This window comes from Streptomyces malaysiensis subsp. malaysiensis (genome assembly GCF_040653035.1).
In the GTDB taxonomy this organism is placed as follows: domain Bacteria; phylum Actinomycetota; class Actinomycetes; order Streptomycetales; family Streptomycetaceae; genus Streptomyces; species Streptomyces malaysiensis.
In genome coordinates this window covers 262,805-281,531 of record NZ_JBEZNG010000010.1, presented here as the reverse complement: position 1 = coordinate 281,531, position 18,727 = coordinate 262,805, and the positions used below count along the sequence as shown (strand labels likewise).

The window sequence follows — 18,727 nt, the reverse complement described above, 5'->3', positions numbered from 1 at the left end:
TCCTTCCTCACCGGTCGTCGTGGTCGCTGCCGCCGAGAGCGGCGTCTTCGAGTTCGCGCAGGATGTGCTCCTCGACCAGATCGGCGAGGCCGGAGACGGTGCGCGCGGTCAGAATGTCCCGCGGGGTCAGGTCGACGGCGAACGCCTCCTTGGCCCGGGAGGCGATCAGCAGGCTGCGGACCGAGTCACCGCCCAGGGCGAAGAACTCGTCCTCCGCGCCCACCGGCGACACATCCAGCACCTCCGACCAGATCTCCGCGATGACCTCCTCGGTGGGGGTGCGCGGGGCGATATGGGCGGCCGACACGGCGGTGGTGGCGGGGCCGGGCGCGGGCAGCGCCGCGCGGTCGGTCTTGCCGTTCTCCGTGAGCGGCAGCCGCTCCAGCACGGCGAACGCCGACGGGACCATCGGGCCCGGAAGCGTACGGCCCAGATGGGTGCGCAGCTCCGTGTCGGCCGGGGCGTCGGCCCCGGGCACGAGGACCAGATGCGCCACCAGCCGGCGTACCCCGGGCTCGTCCTCCCGCACCGTCACCACGGCCTCCGCGACGGCGGGGTGGCCGCACAGGGCGGTCTCCACCTCACCGGCCTCGATGCGATGGCCGTGCAGCTTGAGCTGGTGGTCGCCGCGCCCCAGATGGTGGAGGCGGCCCTGGGCGTCGTAGCGGGCGAGGTCGCCGGTGCGGTACATCCGGGAGCCGGGCGGCCCGAACGGATCGGCGACGAAACGGGACGCGGTCAGCCCGGCGCGGCCCAGATAGCCGCGGGCGAGCGACGGACCGCTGACCCACAGCTCGCCGGGCACACCCACCGGCACCGGGCGCAGCCGCGCGTCGAGCAGATGGACCCGGGTGTTGGGGATGGGCCGCCCGATCGTCGGCGGGGCGCCGTCGTGGCCGAGCGGTTCGGACCAGGTGGCCACCACCGTGGTCTCGGTCGGCCCGTAGGCGTTGATCATGCGGTGGTACGGCGCCCAGCGGGCGGTCAGCTCCGCGCCGCAGGCGTCCCCTCCGACGATCAGCGTCCGCAGCTCGGGCAGTTCCCGCTCGGTGCCCGCGGGCAGTGTCGCGAGCGCGGCGGGCGGGATGAGGGTGTGCGTGATCCGCTGCCGCCGCAGGACGTCCGCGAGATGGCCGCCCAGCAGCGGACCGGGCTCGGGCACCACCAGGGTGGCCCCGGACGGCAGCGCCATGCACAGCTCCAGGACGGAGGCGTCGAAACCGGGTGAGGAGAACCGCAGGACGCGGTCGCCCGGCCGCACCCGGAAGTGCTCGGCCTCGGCGGCGGCGAACCCCGCGATCCCGCGGTGGGTGACGACCACCCCCTTGGGCGTTCCGGTGGACCCGGAGGTGTAGATCACATAGGCGGGGTCGTCCGGGTGGACGGCGGCGAGGCGGTCCGCGTCCGTGGGGCGGTGCGCCGGACCGTCCGTGGTGTGGACCTCGGCGGTCCGCCCGATCACGAGGTGCGGGGCGGAGTCCCCCAGCATCAGCTCGATGCGCTCGGCCGGGTAGCCGGGGTCGATGGGCAGATAGGCGCCCCCGGCCTTGGCCACCGCGAGCCGCGCGACGACGGACTCCACCGACCGGGGCAGCACCAGCGCGACGATCCGCCCGGGGCCCACGCCCTGGCCGATGAGGCGGTGGGCGAGGCGGTTGGCCCGGCCGTCCAGCTCCGCATAGGTCAGCCGGAGGCCGGGGGAGTCCACCGCGGTCGCGTCGGGGGCGCGGTCCGCCGCCGCCTCGACGAGTTCGGCCCAGGTCGCCTGCTCCACCGGCCGGGCGGTGTCGTTCCACGCCACCAGGAGCCGGTGGCGCTCGGCGGCCGGAAGGATGTCGATCCGGTCCAGCGGCAGATCGTCGTCGGCCGCGGCCAGCGTGTTGAGGAGATGGGTGAGCCGGTCGGCCAGCGCCTCGGCGGTGGAGTCCTCGAACAGCCGCGGATCGTAGCCGAGTTCCACGGACAGTTCGGATCCGGGCGAGACCACCACGGTGAGCGCGTAGTTGGTGGACTCCAGGGCGCGCAGATCGCGCACCCGCAGCCCGTGCTCGGCCGCGGCGGCGCTGTTGATGGGGTAGTTCTCGAACACCACCAGGCTGTCGAAGAGGTCCACCCCGGCGGGCAGTCGGCTCCAGCCCTGGAGCTGGGACAGCGGCACATGGCCGAAGCCGCGCGCGTCCGCCTGCTCGGCCTGGAGCCCCCGCAGCCAGGCGGCCGTACCGGCGGCGCCCTCCACCGTGCACCGCACCGGGAGGGTGTTGATGAAGACGCCGGTGATGTCGTCCGCGCCGGGCAGCTCCGTCGGCCGCCCGGAGACCGTCGTCCCGAAGCAGACGTCCGGCTCACCGCTCAAGCGGGATACGAGCAAGGCCCAAGCTCCCTGCACGATCGTATTCATGGTGAGCCGGTGCCGCCGGGCGAAGTCCTGGAGTGCGGCGGTGTCCCGCTCACCGAGCCGGTGCGAGAGCCAGCGCGAGGACCGGGTGGCGAGCTCCGGTGTCCGCCTGTGGTCGCAGGGGAGGGGAGTGGGAGCGGTGAATCCCTCCAGGGCCTGCCTCCAGTGGGCCTCGGCCCGGGTGCGGTCCTGGCGGCCGAGCCAGGCGACGTAGTCGGCGAACGGTCTGCGGGCCGGCAGCCTCGGCCGTTCACCGGCGGCCAGGGCGGCATGGGCGGCGAAGACATCGCCGAGCACCTGGAAGACGCTCCAACCGTCCAGCAGCACATGGTGGAAGGTCCACAGCACCCGCACCTCACCGGGTGACAGCCGGGCCAGGGTGATGCGGAGCAGCGGGGCCGCGGTGAGATCGATCCCGCGGGCGCGGTCCCGGTCCAGCAGCCGCTCCAGCGCTGCCGTGCGCTCATCCTCCGCGAGGCCGGTCCAGTCGAGCTCCTCGACCGGTACGGCCGCGGTGCGGCGCACGACCATCAGCGGCTCGGCCACACCGCGCACCACCACCTCGCCGCGCAGCACCGGTGTGCGGTCCACGACATGCTGCCAGGCGGCGGCCAGAATCCCGGGATCGCCGACCCCGTCCAGGACGAACGTCGCCTGTTCCACATAGAGCCCTTGGTCGCGCTGGGCCAGTGCGTGGAAGACCAGCCCGGACTGGGTCGGGGTCAGCGGATGGATATCGGCCACGTCCCGGCCGTCGCCCACCAGCCGGTCGACGGTCTCCTGATCCAGGGTGGCCAGCGGGAAGTCCGAGGGCGTCCGCCCGCCCGCGTCGGGGCGGACGCACAGCCGGACGATCGCCCGCAGCTCCTCGGCCATCTCCTCGGCGAGCCGGCGCACCGTGGCGTGCCGGTGCAGCGACCGGGAGTAGGACCAGCTGAGCTCGAGCCGCCGGTCCGTCACCCGGCCGAGCACATCGAGGAGATGCGGCCGGGGCGCCGCCGGGCTCATATCGCCCTCCAGCCCACCGGCCAGGGCGTGCAGCAGACCGCCCGCCGGGGGCTCCCAGTCCTGCTGCCCGAGGTAGTTGAAGCTGATCTCCGGGGCGGCGGGGAGACCGGAGGCGGCCGCGCCGGACAGATGGCGCAGCGCGCCGTAGCCCAGACCGTTCCCGGGGACCGCCCGCAGCCGCTCCTTGACGGCCTTCAGCGTCCGCTCCAGCCCCCAATCCGCGGGTGCCTCCAGCGCCACGGGGAACATGCTGGTGAACCAGCCGACCGTACGGGACAGATCGACGCCCTCGAAGATCTCCTCCCGGCCGTGCCCCTCCAGCGCCACCGCCACCCGGTCCTCGCCGGTCCAGCGGGCCAGCACCCGTCCCAGGGCGCACAGCAGCACATCGTTGACCCGGGTCCGGTACGCGCCCGGCACCTCCTGGAGCAGCAGCCGGGTCTCCTCGGCGCCCAGCCGGACGGTCACCTCCTCCGCCGTGGCGGCTGTGTTGGGGCCTTCGCCGTCCGTGGGGAGGCCGGTGCGGCCGTCGAAGGCGGCCCAGTGGCCGCGTTCCGCGTCGAAGCCCCCGGCGGCGGTGTGGTCGCTCAGGCGCAGCGCCCAGGTGCGGAACGATGTGGTCCTGGCGCCGGGCGCCGCCGTCCGGCCCGCGACGAGCTGCCGGTAGGCGGTGTCCAGGTCCTCCAGCACGATGCGCCAGGAGACGGCGTCGACCACCAGATGGTGGGCGGTCAGCAGCAGTACGGGCCGTTCCCCCGCGCCCCGGGTGAAGAGCGCCGCGCGCAGCAGCGGCCCCCGGGCCAGGTCGAACCCGGCCCGGATCCGCCCCGCCGTCTCCCGCACCACCGCGTCCCGCCGCTCCGGCGCCACGGTGGACAGATCGTGGACGTCCAGCACCGATCGGTCCTCCGGCGGGGCGTTGTGCTGGCGCACGGCGCCGTCCCCGGTCCGCTCGAACCGCAGCCGCAGGGCGTCATGGTGGGTCAGCACCGTGGCCAGGGCACCCCGCAGCGCGCCGTGGTCCACCGACGCGGTCAGCTCGGCCGAGACCGACTGGGTGAAGTGCCCCGCCGCGTCGCCCGGTTGCTCGAAGAGCCAGCGCTGGATCGGGGTCAGCGGCACCTCGCCGACGACCGGACCCCGTTCGGCCGCGGTCTCCGTATCCGTGGCCTCCCGCGCGGCCGCCGCCAGGTCCGCCACGGTCTGGTGGACGAAGAGATGGCGCGGGGTCAGCTCGATACCGGCCCGCCGGGCGGCGGAGACGATCTGGATGCTGAGGATGGAGTCGCCGCCGAGGGTGAAGTAGTTGTCCTCCACGCCGATCCGCTCCACCCCCAGGACCTCCGCCCAGATGGCGGCCAGGGCCTTCTCGGTCTCGGTGCGCGGCTCCACATGGCCGGTGGCGCGGGCCGTCCAGACGGGTGCGGGCAGCGCACGCCGGTCCAGCTTGCCGCTCGACCCCAGCGGCAGCCGGTCCAGGACGACCACGGCCGAGGGGACCATATGGTCCGGCAGGCTCGTGGCGAGGAAGCCGCGGATCGCGGCGGTGTCCACCGGCGGGGAGCCGGGGACCTGGACCACATAGCCGGCCAGGCGCTTGTGACCACCGGTGTCGACGACGGCCGCGGCCGCCTCGGCGACATCGGGGTGGCGTGCCAGCGCGGCCTCCACCTCGCCCAGTTCGATACGGAAACCACGCACCTTGACCTGGTCGTCGGTTCTGCCGAGGTACTCCAGCCGCCCCCGCTCGTCCCAGCGGACCAGATCGCCGGTGCGGTACATCCGGCCGCCCGCGGGGCCGAACGGATCGGCCGTGAACCGCCGTGCGGTCAGCCCCGGTTGGCCGAAGTACCCCCGGGCGAGGCCCGGCCCCGCCAGATACAGCTCTCCCGGCACACCGACCGGCACCGGCCGCAGCCGCGCGTCCAGCACATAGGCGCGGGTGGCGGCGACCGGGGAGCCGATGGGCGGGGTGCGGTCCGGATCGGCGGGGTCGCAGGTCCAGGCGGTGGCGTAGACGGTCGCCTCGGTGGGCCCGTAGATGTTCGCCACCCGGCAGCCGGGGATGGCCGCGCGGACCTCCTGGACGGTGCGGGCGGCGAGCCCCTCGCCCGCCAGCACCACGGTGCCGGCCGCCACCGAGACCGAGCCCTTGCCGAGCACCTGCCCGAGCGCCGAGGGCACGGCGCTGATCAGGCTCGCCGTCCAGGGCCGTGTCCGCTCGGCCAGGGTGAGCAGATCGCGGACGATCTCGACGGCGCCCCCGGCCAGCAGCGGGCACAGGATCTCGAAGACCGACACATCGAAGTTGAGGGAGGTCGAGGCCACCACATGGGAGAGCCCCTCGGCGCCGAACTCCTCCCGCGCCCACGCGGCCAGCGCCGCCACGCTCGCATGGGTGACCACGACGCCCTTGGGCGTCCCGGTCGACCCCGAGGTGTGGATGGCGTACGCCGGATGGCCGGGGTCCAGCGGGTGGCGCCGCTCGGCGTCGCCGATGTCATGGGCCGGCAGCCGCGCCAGCCGTCCGCGGAACTCCGCGCCGTCCAGCAGGATCCGGCCACCGCCCGCCCCGGCGGGGATCCGGTCCGCCACCTCGCCGGTGGTCACCACCGTGTCCGGGGCGATGTCGCCGAGCATGAAGGCGATCCGCTCCGCCGGGTAGGCCGGGTCGACCGGGAGATAGGCGGCCCCGCTCTTGAGCACCGCGAGCACGGCCACCACCAGCTCCGGTGTGCGCGGCAGCGCGAGGGCCACGAAGCGCTCCGGTCCGGCGCCCGAGGCGATCAGCAGCCGGGCGAGCCGGTTGGCGCGCTCGTTCAGCTCCCGGTAGGTCAGCCGTCCGCCATCGCCCATCACCGCCACCGCGTCCGGCGTACGGGCCGCCCGCGCCTCGAAGAGCGCGGGCAGCACCGCATGCGGCGCGGCGCGCACCGGGCCGCTGAACCGGTCGAGGATCCCGCGCGTGTCGGCCTCGCCGATCAGCGGCAGTTCGTCCAGCCGGCGCTCCGGATCGGCCGCCATCTCCACCAGCAGATTCCGCAGACAGCCGCCCAGCCGCTCGATCGTCGGGGCGTCGAAGGCCGCGGGGTCGTAGTCCAGTGAGATCGACAGCCGCTCCTCGGGCGCCACCACGACGCTGAGCGCGTAGTTGGTGGGCTCCACATCCCGCTCCTGCCGGATGCCGAGGCCGTGGGCCGCGATGGCCTCGCCGTCGAACGGGTAGTTCTCGAAGACCACGATGGAGTCGAAGAGGCTCACCCCGCCGGGCACCTCGCTCCAACCGCCCAGCTGCGCCAGGGACACGAACTCGAAGAGGCGCGCCTCCGACTGCGCCGATTGCAGCTCCCGCAGCCAGTCCAGCAGCCCGCGCCCGCCCGCCACCCGGACCCGGGTGGGGACGGTGTTGATGAACACCCCGACCATGGACTCGACACCCGGCAGCGCGGCCGGCCGCCCCGAGACGGTGGTGCCGAAGCACAGGTCGTCGGCCCCGCTGTACCGGGACAGCAGCAGCGCCCAGGCGCCCTGCACCACCGTGTTCATGGTCAGCCCGCCGCGCTGCGCGACCGTACGGAGCCGGGCGGACTCCTCGGCGCCCAGCGTGACCCGGTGCGAGCCCGAGGAGGCGGTGCGGTGCGCCTCCGACGCGGGCCGGTCCCGCGGCAGTTCGGTGGGCGAGGTGAACCCCGCCAGCGCCGTACGCCAGTAGCGCTCGGCCTCCGCCGTGTCCTGCTCGCCGAGCCAGCCCAGGTACTCGCGGAACGGGCGGCGGGCGGGCACCACGGGCGCGCGTCCCCCGGTGAGCGCCGCGTACCGCTCGCAGACCTCGTCGAAGACCTGCGCCGCGCTCCAGCCGTCGAGCAGCACATGGTGGAAGGTCCAGACGATCCGCACCTCGTCGGCGGACAGCCGGATCAGCGCCAGCCGCATCAGCGGCGCCGTGGTCAGGTCGATCCCCTCGGCCCGGTCCTCGGCGAGCATGCGGTCCAGTTCGGCCTCGCGCCACTCCTCGGGCCGCCGCGTCCAGTCGTGGTGGACGATCCGGGGCGTCGCCGGGCGTGTCACGACCTGGAGCGGCTCCGGGGTGTCCGCCCACACCAGATGGGTGCGCAGGATCGGATTGGCCGCCACGGTCCGCCGCCACGCGGTGGCCAGCGCCCGCGGGTCGGCCGCCCCGCTCAGCGTCAGCTGCACCTGGTTGACATAGGCGTCCGAGGCCGGATCCACCAGCCCGTGGAACAGCATCCCGGCCTGCGTCGGGGTCAGCGGATAGATGTCCTCCACCGCCCGTCCGTCGGCGGCGATCCGGTCCACCGCGGCCTGGTCGAGACGGGCCAGCGGGAAGTCCGACGGGGTGCGGCCGCCCGCCGCGGGGTCGGCGCAGTGGCCGATGATCTCCTCCAGCGCGCGGAGCATCCCCCGCGCCAGCCCGGCCACCGTCTCCTCGGTGTGCGTCCCGGAGCCGTAGTACCAGGTGATCTCCAGGCACCGCCGCTCCACCCGGCCCACCACGTCCAGCAGATGGGCCCGGACCGTGTCGGGCGCGGCGTCACCGCCGAGACCGTCCCGTACGGCGCGGACGAGACCGGCGTCCTCATCCGCGGCCGTCCAGTCGAACTGCCCGAGGTAGTTGAAGCTGATGCCGGGATCCGGCGCGCCCCAAAGCCCCGAGGTGGGGGCGAGATGGCGCAGCGCGCCATAGCCGATCCCGTGGGCCGGCACCGCCCGCAGCTGCTCCTTGACGGACTTGAGCGTCTCGCCCCAGCCGCCGCCCGGAACGTCCAGGGCGACCGGATACAGGCTGGTGAACCAGCCGACGGTGCGGGACAGGTCCACCCCGTCCAGCAGATGTTCCTCCCGGCCGTGGCCCTCCAGGTCCACGGCGATCCGGCGCCGCCCGGTCCACTCGCCGAGCACCCGGCCGAGCGCCGCGAGCAGCACATCGTCCACGCGGGTGCGATAGACCTCGGGGACCTGCCGCAGCAGCGCGTCGGTCCGCTCCCGGTCCAGCCGGACGGTGACCGAGGCCATCGCCGCCACCGTGTTGTCCCCCGCGCCGTCCACGGGCAGCCCCGCGGCGCATTCGGCGTTCACCGCCCGCCAGTGGGGGAGTTCGGCGTCGAAACCGCCGGCGGCGGTGTGCTCGGCCAGCTTCCGGGACCAGTCCCGTACGGAGGTGGTGCGCGGCCCGAGATCGGCCCGCCCGCCGGAGAGCAACCGCTGGTACGCGGTGTTGAGATCCTCCAGCAGCACCCGCCAGGAGACACCGTCCACCACCAGGTGGTGGACGGTCAGGAAGAGCGTCGGCCGCCGCCCGTCCCCGTGGTGGAACAGCCGCGCCGCCAGCAGCGGGCCGCGCCCCAGGTCGAACCCGGTCTGCGCCTCGGCCATCGCCGCGTCCTCGGCGGCCCGCCGCTCCGGCTCGCCGAGCCCCGACAGATCGTGCTCCCGCAGCGGCGGCGGGCCCGTCAGGTCCGGCGGCGGGCAGTACTGCCGCGGGGCTCCGCCATCCCCGGGCTCGAACCGTGTCCTGAGTGCGTCATGGTGGACCAGCAGCGCGTCGAGCGCCGCACGGAGCGCGCGCGGGTCCGGGTCCCGCCGGAGTTCCACGACCACGGACTGGTTGAAGTGGCCGGGCCGGGCGGTTCGCATACCGAAGAACCAGTGCTGGATCGGGGTGAGCGGCACCTCGCCGGTCACCGGCCCGGTGTCGGCGGCGGGCGCCGCGGTCGGGGTGGTGACGGTGGCGAGCGAGGCGATCGTGGGATACCGGAAGAGCTCCCGGGGGGTGAGGGCCAGCCCCGCCTGCCGGGCGCGGGAGGCCACCTGGATGCTGAGGATCGAATCCCCGCCCAGATGGAAGAAGTTGTCCTCGGCGCCGATCCGCTCCCGGCCGAGCAGCGTGGCCCAGATCTCCGCCAGGGCCCGTTCGGTGTCGGTACGGGGTGCCACATACCCGGCCGTTCCTGCCGCCGCCGGTTCGGGCGCGGGCAGCCGGCGGCGGTCCACCTTGCCATTGCGGGTGAGCGGCAGCGCGTCCAGGGCGACGAAGGCCGAGGGCACCATGTAGTCGGGCAGCAGGCCGCCCAGGAAGGACCGCAGCTCCCCGGCGTCGGGCACCTCGCCCCCGGCGACCGGCACCGCATAGCCCGTCAGCAGCGTGCGGTCGCCCACGCGGGCGAGCGCGACGACCGCCTCCGCCACGGCCTCGTGGCGGGCCAGCGCGGACTCGACCTCGCCCGGCTCGATACGGAAGCCCCGGACCTTCAGCTGGTCGTCGGCGCGGCCCACGAAGCGCAGTTCACCGTCGTCGGTCCAGGCCACGATGTCCCCGGTGCGGTACATCCGGGAGCCGGGCGGCCCGAACGGATCGGCGAGGTACCGCTCGGCGGTGGCGCCGGGGCGGCCGTGGTAGCCGCGGGCCACCCCCGCGCCCGCGATGAACAACTCCCCGGGCACGCCCGGGGGTTGCGGCTGGAGGGCGTCGTCGAGGACGTAGGCGCGGGTGTTGTCGAGCGGCCGCCCGATGGGCAGCGAACGCGGCAGCTCCTCCCCGGCGCGGAAGGGGCGCCGGGTGGCGAAGGTCGTGGTCTCGGTGGGGCCGTAGCCGTCCACCACCGTCAGATCCGGGCAGGCCGCCAGCACCCGGCGCACCGCCCCCGCGGGCACCGCCTCGCCGCCGGTCCACACCTCACGGGCGCCGCGCAGACAGTCCGGCGCCTCCTGTGCGAGCAGCCGGAACAGCCCGGCGGTCAGCCACAGGCAGTTCACCCCGTGCTCGCCGATCGCCCGGCGCACGGTGTCCGCGTCCACGTCCCCGGCGGGCGCCAGCACGGCCCGGCCGCCGCGCAGCAGCGGCACCCACAGCTCATAGGTCGAGGCGTCGAACGCCTGGGGCGAGTGCACCAGCACCCGGTCGTGGTCCGCGAAGGCGCGGTCCGCGACGAGGGCGGTCACATCGCGGTGGCGCACCGCGACCCCCTTGGGCCGTCCGGTGGAGCCCGAAGTGAACATCAGATACAGGGCGTTGTCGGGGGAGAGCGCCACGTTCGGCGGCTCCGCCGGGCCGTCGTCGCCACCGTAGGAGCCGGGCGCCACCAGCAGGGTGTGCCGGTCGCCCGAGATGTCCGCCGCCGTGCGCTCCCAGGCGCGGTCGGTCAGCAGCAGCTCCGCCCCCGCCTCGGCCAGCACGCTCCGCAGCCGGTCCTCGGGGGCACGGGTGTCCAGCGGTACGTACACCCCGCCCGCCTTGACCACCGCCAGCAGCGCCACCACCAGCTCCACCGACCGGTCCATCAGGACGGTCACCGGGCGCTCCGGGCCTGCGCCGTGTCCGATGAGCCGGTGGGCCAGCCGGTTGGCGCGGGCGTCCAGCTCCCGGTAGCTCACCGGGCCCGTCTCGCCGTCCAGGGCCGTCGCCTCCGGCGCGCATCGCACCCGGTCGGCGAACAGCCCGGCCACCGTGGCCTCGGGCAGCGGCACCGCGGTGTCGTTCCACTCCCGGAGCACCTGGTGGCGCCGTGCGGAGGTGAGCATGGGAAGGTGTGCGGGCGCCCGGTCCGGTGTGTCGGCCATGGCGGTCAGCAGCACCGTCAGATACTCGGCCATTCGCCGCGCGGTGGCGTGATCGAACAGCGCCGGGTCGTAGCCGAGCCGCAGGGCCAGCTCCTCGCCGGGGTAGACCACCAGCGACAGCGGGTAGTTGGTGGTCTCGACGCCGTCCAGGTCCCGCAGGGCGAGGCCGTGCGTGGCGGCGAGGTCCCCGCCGATCGGATAGTTCTCGAAGACCACGATGGAGTCGAAGAGGTTCACCCGCTCGGGCAGACCCGTCCAGGACCGCAGCCGGGTGAGCGGTACGAAGTCGAACCGCCGGTCCTCGGTCTGCCCCGACTGCACCGAGCTCAGCCAGGTCAGCAGGGTGGCGCCGGAAGGCACCGCGAGGCGGGTCGGCACGGTGGTGATGAACAGCCCGTTCATCGTCTCCACGCCCGGCAGCTCCGGCGGCCGACCGGACACCGTGGTGCCGAAGACGACGTCCTCGCGGCCGGACTGCCGGGCCAGCAGCAGCGCCCACGCCCCCTGCACCACGGTGTTCAGGGTGAGCCCCTCGTCCCGGGCCAGATCCTGAAGCCGGCGGGTGGTGGTGGCGGGCAGGGCGACGCGCACGTCCTCGGTGGACTCGGCGTGATGGGTCTCGGTGGGCTCCCGGTCGTACGGCAGCGGGGTGGGCTCGGTGAGATCGCCGAGCCGGGCCCGCCAGTGCTCCTCGGCCAGGGCCCCGTCGCGCTCCCGCAGCCAGGCCACGTAGTCGCCGAACGGACGGCGGCCGGGCAGACCGGTGGCCATGGCCGCGCCGGACGCTCCCTCACATGCCCGCGCATGGCAGTGGAAGACATCGGAGAGCACCTGGAACAGGCTCCAGCCGTCCAGGATCAGATGGTGGAAGGTCCACACCACCTGGACCTCGGTCGCCGACAGCCGGGCCAGCGCCAGCCGGGTCAGCGGGGCGGTGGCCAGGTCGAGACCGCGCTCGCGGTCCTCGGCGAGGAACCTCCGCAGCTCCTCCCGGCGCTCGTCCGGCCCGGACAGATGGCGCCAGTCGAGCAGCGCGACCGGGATCCGGGCCCCGCGCTCCACCACCTGGACCGGCTCGGGCACCCCTTCCCACACCGCGCGGGCGCGCAACACCTGGGTACGGTCGGCGACCTGCTGCCAGGCCGCGGCCAGCGCCGCCGGCTCCGGCATCCCGTCGAGGACGAAGGAGAGCTGCTGGAAGTAGGCCCGCCGGTCGTCCTGGGCCAGGGTGTGGAACAGCATGCCCGCCTGGGTGGGGGTGAGCGGGTAGATGTCCTCCACCGTGGCGCCGTTCCCGGCCAGCCGGTCCACGGCGGCCTGGTCGAGGGCGGCGAGCGGGAAGTCCGACGGGGTGCGGCCGCCCGCACCGGGCGCGCCGCCGTGCCGGGCGATCTCGCACAGGGCCTCGCGGAACTCCCCGGCGAGCCGGGCGACCGTCTCCTCCCGGTGCAGCCGCGCGGAGTAGAACCAGGTGAACTCCAGGCCGTCCTCCCAGGCCCGGCCCACCACCTCCAGCGGATGCGGGCGCGGCGAGCCGGGGTCGGCGTCCAGGGCCAGCTCGCTGTGGAGACCGCGGAAGAGGCCGTCGCCACCGCCCGGCGGCTCGAACCGGCCGAGGTAGTTGAAGCTGATCCCGGCCGTGGGGCCGTCGGGAAGGCCCTCGCCACCGAGCAGATCGCGCCGCACCCCGTAGCCCAGACCCCGCCGCGGTACGGCCCGCATCTGCTCCTTGACCGACTTGAGGACCTCGCCCCAGCCGCCGTCCGGAAGGTCGAGCGCCACCGGGAAGCGGGTGGTGAACCAGCCGACCGTACGGGACAGATCCAGGTCCGCGAAGAGCTCCTCGCGGCCGTGGCCCTCCACGTCCACCGGGACCCGGGCACGCCCGGTCCAGCGGTGCAGCACCCGGGTCAGCGCGCTCAGCAGCACGTCGTTGACCTGCGTCCGGTAGACCTCGGGGAGGGTCTGGAGGAGGGCGGCGGTCTCCTCCGGGCCGAGCCGGACGGTGACCGACCGGGCCGAGGCATAGGTGTTCACCCCGTTCGCTCCGTCAGCCCCGTTCGCTCCGTCAACCCCGCCCAGGTCGGTCGGCAGCGTGGGGTCGCAGGCCGCGGCGAGGCCGGTCCAGTACGCCTCCTCGTCCGCGAACCCGCCCCTCCCGGCGTGGTCGTTCAGCCGCAGTGCCCAGCGGCGCAGCGGGGAGGACTTCGGGGGAAGCCCGGCCCCCTCGTCGCGGGCCGCCCGCCGGTAGGCGCTGTCGAGGTCCTCCAGGATGACGCGCCAGGACACCCCGTCCACGACCGTGTGATGGACGGTGAGATGGAGCACCGGGCGTGGCCCGGCCCCCCGGTCGAGCACCGCGCGCATCGGCGGTCCCTCGGCCAGGTCGAAGCGGCCCAGGTGGTCGGCGCCGGTGGCCTCCAGCGGTACGCGGAGGGCCGCCGCGTCCTCGATCCGCTGGTACCAGCCGCCGTCCCGCCGGTGGAAGCGGGAGCGCAGGGCGTCATGGTGCTCCACCAGCGCGTCCAGGGCGTACCGCAGCGCGTCCTCGTCCACCTCCTCGGGCAGCGTCAGGGAGATGGTCTGGTTGAAGTGACCGGCCCGCTCGGGGTCGGTGGTGAACAGCCAGTGCTGAATGGGGGTCAGCGGCAGCTCCCCGGTGGCCGTGCCGTCTCCGTCGGAGCCGGGCGGCCCGGCCGGGGCCGTGGCGGTGTCCAGACGCAGGGCCAGCGCGGCGATCGTCTGGTGACGGTAGACATCGCGCGAGGTGACGGCGAGCCCGGCCTGCCGCGCCTGGGAGACCAGCTGGATGCTGAGGATCGAATCGCCGCCGAGGGAGAAGAAGTTGTCCTCCACCCCCACCCGCTCCACCCGCAGGATCCGGGCCCAGACCCGCGCCAGGGTCCGCTCGGTGGCGGTCCGGGGCGCCACATAGCCCGGTGCCGCGGCCTCGGCCCAGTCCGGTTCGGGGAGCCGGCCGCGGTCCAGCTTGCCATTGGGGTTGAGGGGCATCCGCTCCAGGACGACGACCGAGGCGGGCACCATGTAGTCGGGCAGCGAACGCCGCAGGAACCGCCGCAGCCCCGCCGGGTCCGGCGCGGCGTCCGCGGCGGCCACCACATAGGCGATCAGCCGCCGGTGACCGTCCGCCTCCCGGGCGACGGCCGCCGCCTCGGCGATGTCGGGGTGGCGCAGCAGCGCCGTCTCCACCTCGCCCAGCTCGATACGGAAGCCGCGGATCTTCACCTGGTCGTCGACCCGGCCCAGGTACTCCAGCTCCCCGTCGGCGTTCCAGCGGACCAGGTCACCGGTGCGGTACATCCGGCTGCCGGGCGATCCGAAGGGGTCCGCGAGGAAGCGGCGGGCGGTCGGTCCCGGCCGCCTCAGATAGCCCCGGGCCAGGCCCTGCCCGCCCAGATACAGCTCACCGGTCACCCCGGGCGGCACCAGCCGGAGCGTCGGGTCCAGGACATACGCGCGGGTGCCCGCGACCGGGCGGCCGATCGGCGGGGCCTGTGCGGGCACTTGGCCGTCGCAGAACCAGGCGGTGGCGTACACCGTGGCCTCGGTCGGCCCGTACAGATTGGCGATGCGGCAGGAGGGCATGGCCTCCCGGAGGTCCCGTACGGTCTGGGCGGGCAGCGCCTCGCCCGCCAGTACGACCGTCCGGGCCCAGTCCGCCGGAGGGTTCTCGCCCAGGAGCCGGGAGAACACCGAGGGCACTGCGCTGAGCATCCCCCGCGCGCCCGGCCGCCCCTCGGCATCGGTGAGGGCGAGCAGATCCCGCACCACCTCCACCCGGCCGCCGGCCAGCAGCGGGCAGAGGATCTCGAAGACGGACACATCGAAGCTGAGCGAGGTCGAGGCGACCACATCGGTCAGCCGCTCCCGCCCCAGCTCCGCCGCGGCCCATGCCGCGAGCCCGGCCACACCGCGGTGGGTGGCCACCACGCCCTTGGGCCGGCCGGTCGATCCGGAGGTGTGGATGACATAGGCGGGATGGGCCGGGGCCAGGGGGTGGATCCGCTCGGCGTCGGTGATGTCGCCGTCCGCGAACTCGGCCAACTCGGCGCGGACGCCCGGGTCGTCCAGCACCAGCGGTTGGGCGTCCGAGGGCAGGCAGCCGGCCGCCCCGGCGGTGGTGACGATGGTCGACGGCGCGGCGTCGTCCAGCATGAACGCGATGCGCTCGGCTGGATAGCCGGGGTCCACCGGCAGATATGCGGCGCCCGCCTTGAGTACCGCCAGCAGCACGACGACGAGTTCGGCGGAGCGGGGCAGGGCGAGCGCCACCAGCCGCTCGGGACCGGCGCCCCTGGCGATGAGCAGCCGCGCCAGCCGGTTGGCGCGCCGGTTCACCTCGTCGTACGAGAGGCTGGTGGCGCCGTGGATCACGGCGGTGTCCGCCGGCCGCCGCGCCACCTGGGCGGCGAAGAGCTCGGGCAGGGTGGTCTCGGTCGCGGGTTGCTCCGGCCCGTTCCAGGCGTCGAGCATCGCATGCCACTCGGCGTCGGCCAGCATCCGCAACTCGATCAGGGTGGCGCCCGGATCGGCCACCATGGCGGTCAGCAGCCGGTGCAGATGCCCGGCCATCCGCTCGATCGTGGTCGCGTCGAACAGATCGGAGTTGAACTCCACGGTCAGGCCCAGCGAGCCGTCGTCGCGGGGCAGGAACTCCAGCACCAGATCGAACCGTGCGGCGGGGCGCGGCAGGGAGTGCTCGGTGATCCGCACACCGCCCGCCTCCTGGGCGGGCACCATGGCGCTCTGCTGCACGACCAGCGCCTGCACCAGCGGATGACGGCTGGGATCGCGGCGCGGGGCCAGCTCCTCGACGACCCGCTCGAACGGCAGTCGGTCATGGCCGAAGGCGTCGAGCACCGTCTCGCGCATGGTGTCCAGGAACCGCTCGACCGTGGCGTCCCCGTCGACATCGGCGCGCAGCACCAGGGTGTTGACGAAGAATCCCGCGACCGACTCCAGCTCCTCGCGGTGGCGTCCGGCGGTGACGGTGCCGAAGGCGATGTCCCGCTGGCCGGAGTAGCGGGAGAACAGCACCGCGGCGGCGGCCGCGAGCAGGGTGAACAGTGTGGTGTCCCGCTCTCTGCCGAGCCGGGTCAGCCCCGCCACCAGCTCGGCGGGCAGCTCCCGGCGACGCACCGCCCCCGCCGTGGTGCGCACCGGCGGGCGCGGGTGGTCGGTGGGCAGCTCCAGCATCCGCATTCCGGCGAGCCGGCCCCGCCAGTACTGCAGATCGGCGTCGTCACCGGCGGTGGCGGAACGGCCGCGCTCCCACACCGCGAAGTCCGGGTACTGGAGCGCCGGTTCGGGCAGCGCGGCATCCGTCCCGGACACCTCGGCGGCGTAGAGCGCGGCCAGTTCGCGCACCAGCAGCCCGACCGACCAGCCGTCGGTGACGATGTGATGCTGCGCGAGCAGCAGGATGTGCTCCTCGTCGGCGAGCCGGATCAGCAGCGCCCTGGTGAGCGGCCCCTGCCTCAGGTCGTAGGGGCGGCTCAGCTCACCGGTCAGCGTGCGTTCGAGCTCCTCGGCGCGCCGCCGCGCCGGATGCCCGCCGAGGTCGGCCCGGTCCAGCGGTACGGTCCCGTGCGCGGCCACCCGCTGCACCCCGTGCCCGTCCACGGTGGCGAAGGTGGTGCGCAGCGCGTCATGGCGGGTGGCGAGCCGGTCCAGCGCCCGGCGCAGCGCTGCCGCGTCGAGCGGGCCGTCGAGCCGCAGCCCGGCCCCGGTGTTGTACTCGGTGCCGCCGGAGGTCAGATCGTCCAGGAACCACAGCCGCCGCTGGGCGGAGGACAGCGGCAGCGGACGGTCGCGCGGCGCGGGCGGAATCGCAGCCACGGATGGATCGGATGGATCGGGCGTATCGGCGGCCCCGGCGGGCAGCCGTCCGGCCAGCCGAGCCACCGTCCTGGCGTCCAGCAGATCGCGCAGCGAGAGCTCCACGCCCAGTTCGGCCCGGACCCGGGTCAGCAGCCGCACCCCGAGGATGGAGTCGCCGCCCAGGCCCAGGAAGTCGTCCGCCACGCCCACGGTGTCCACCGGCAGCACCTCGGACCAGATGCGGGCCAGGGCCTTCTCGGTGGGAGTGCGCGGGGCGATATGGCGGGAGTCGCCGTCCGGAGCGGAGCGCGGGGCGGGCAGCGCCTGCCGGTCGATCTTGCGGTGCGGGGTGAGCGGGAACGCGTCCAGCACCACATAGGCGGACGGCACCATATGCGCCGGCAGCACCCGGGCCGCCGCGGCGCGCACCTCCGCGGCCTTCGGCGGGGTGCCGCCGCCGGGCGGCACCACGTAGGCGACCAGCCGCTTCCGACCGGGCTCGTCCTCCCGTACGGTGACCACGGCCGCGCCCACCCGGGGGTGGCGCGCCAACGCGGCCTCCACCTCGCCCAGTTCGATCCGGAAGCCGCGGATCTTCACCTGGTGGTCGGCCCGGCCGAGGAATTCCAGCTCCCCGTCGGCGTTCCAGCGGGCCAGGTCACCGGTGCGGTACATCCGGGAGCCGGGCGGGCCGAAGGGGCAGGCGGTGAAGCGCTCGGCGGTCAGCCCCGGCCGGTCGAGATAGCCCCGGGCCAGGCCCGCGCCGCTGATGCAGAGCTCTCCGGTGGCGCCGACCGGCACCTGCCGCGCCGCCTCGTCCACCACGAACACCCGGGTGTTGGGGAGCGGACGGCCGATCGGCGGGGCGCCGGAGCCCGCCGCCAGGGCGTCGGTCCAGGTGGCCACGACCGTGGCCTCCGTCGGGCCGTAGGAGTTGACCAGCCGCCGCCCGGGTGCCCACAGGTCCACCAGATCGGCGGGGCAGGCTTCCGCGCCCACGATCAGGGTGCGGAATTCGGGCAGCCCGTCGTGAAGCTCCTCCGGGGGCACGGTCGCGAGCGCCGCCGGGGGGATCAGGGCATGGGTCACCCGCCTCTCCCGCAGGACCGAGGCCAGTTCGGCACCGAGCAGGGGCCCCTCCGGGGGCACCACCAGCGCCGCCCCGGCGAGCAGGGAGGAGCACAGCTCCAGGACGGAGGCGTCGAAGCCGGGCGAGGAGAACTGGAGCACCCGGTCGCCCGGCCGGACCCGGTAGTGGGCCGTCGCCGCGGCCGAGAAGTTGCCCAGACCGGCATGCGGCACCAGCACGCCCTTGGGCACACCCGTGGAGCCGGAGGTGTAGATGACATACGCGGGGTGCTCGGGGAACAGCGGGCGGAGCAGGTCCACTTGGCCGGGTGCGTGATCGGGGCCCGCCCCGGCCTCCACCTCCCGGATCCACACCGGGTCGTCGAGCACGGCCACCGGCCGGGCGTCGGCCAGCATCATGGCCCGGCGCTCCTCGGGGTGCGCGGGGTCGATCGGGAGGTACGCACCACCCGCCTTCGCCACCGCCAGTTCCGCCACCACCAGCTCCGCCGAGCGGGGCAGGACCAGGGCCACCACCCGCTCCGGCCCCACACCGCGCCCGATGAGGTGGTGGGCCAGCCGGTTCGCCCAGCGCTCGACCTCCCCGAAGGACCACTCGCGCTCCTCCGCCACCAGGGCCGGCGCCTCGGGGGTGCGCTTCGCCCGGACGGCGAACAGCTCGCCGAGCGGTGCGCGGGAGACGGCGCGGTCCGTGGCGTTCCACGCCGCCGGAGGCAGATCCGGGACGTCCTGGGGTGCGGACACCGAAGAGGTCTCGTAGTGGTCCGTCATGGTGGGGTGTGGCCCTTCGGAGCGGTTGCACGGGCGGATGGCAGA

At 74.6% G+C, this 18,727-nt stretch carries 1 protein-coding gene; it reads right to left on the bottom strand.

Annotation, left to right across the window (positions count from 1 at the left end):
• Window positions 1-7: 7 nt before the first annotated feature.
• The gene (locus AB0E24_RS22350) at window positions 8-18,682 is read right to left on the bottom strand and encodes a non-ribosomal peptide synthetase (RefSeq protein WP_359379281.1); all 18,675 of its coding nucleotides are present in this window, start codon (window positions 18,680-18,682) and stop codon (window positions 8-10) included.
• Between the last annotated feature and the right edge of the window lie 45 nt (window positions 18,683-18,727).

Bases quoted from the DNA above. Each gene is read 5' to 3' on its own strand.
- AB0E24_RS22350 (WP_359379281.1), bottom strand. From the start codon at position 18,682: ATGACGGACCACTACGAGACCTCTTCGGTGTCCGCACCCCAGGACGTC.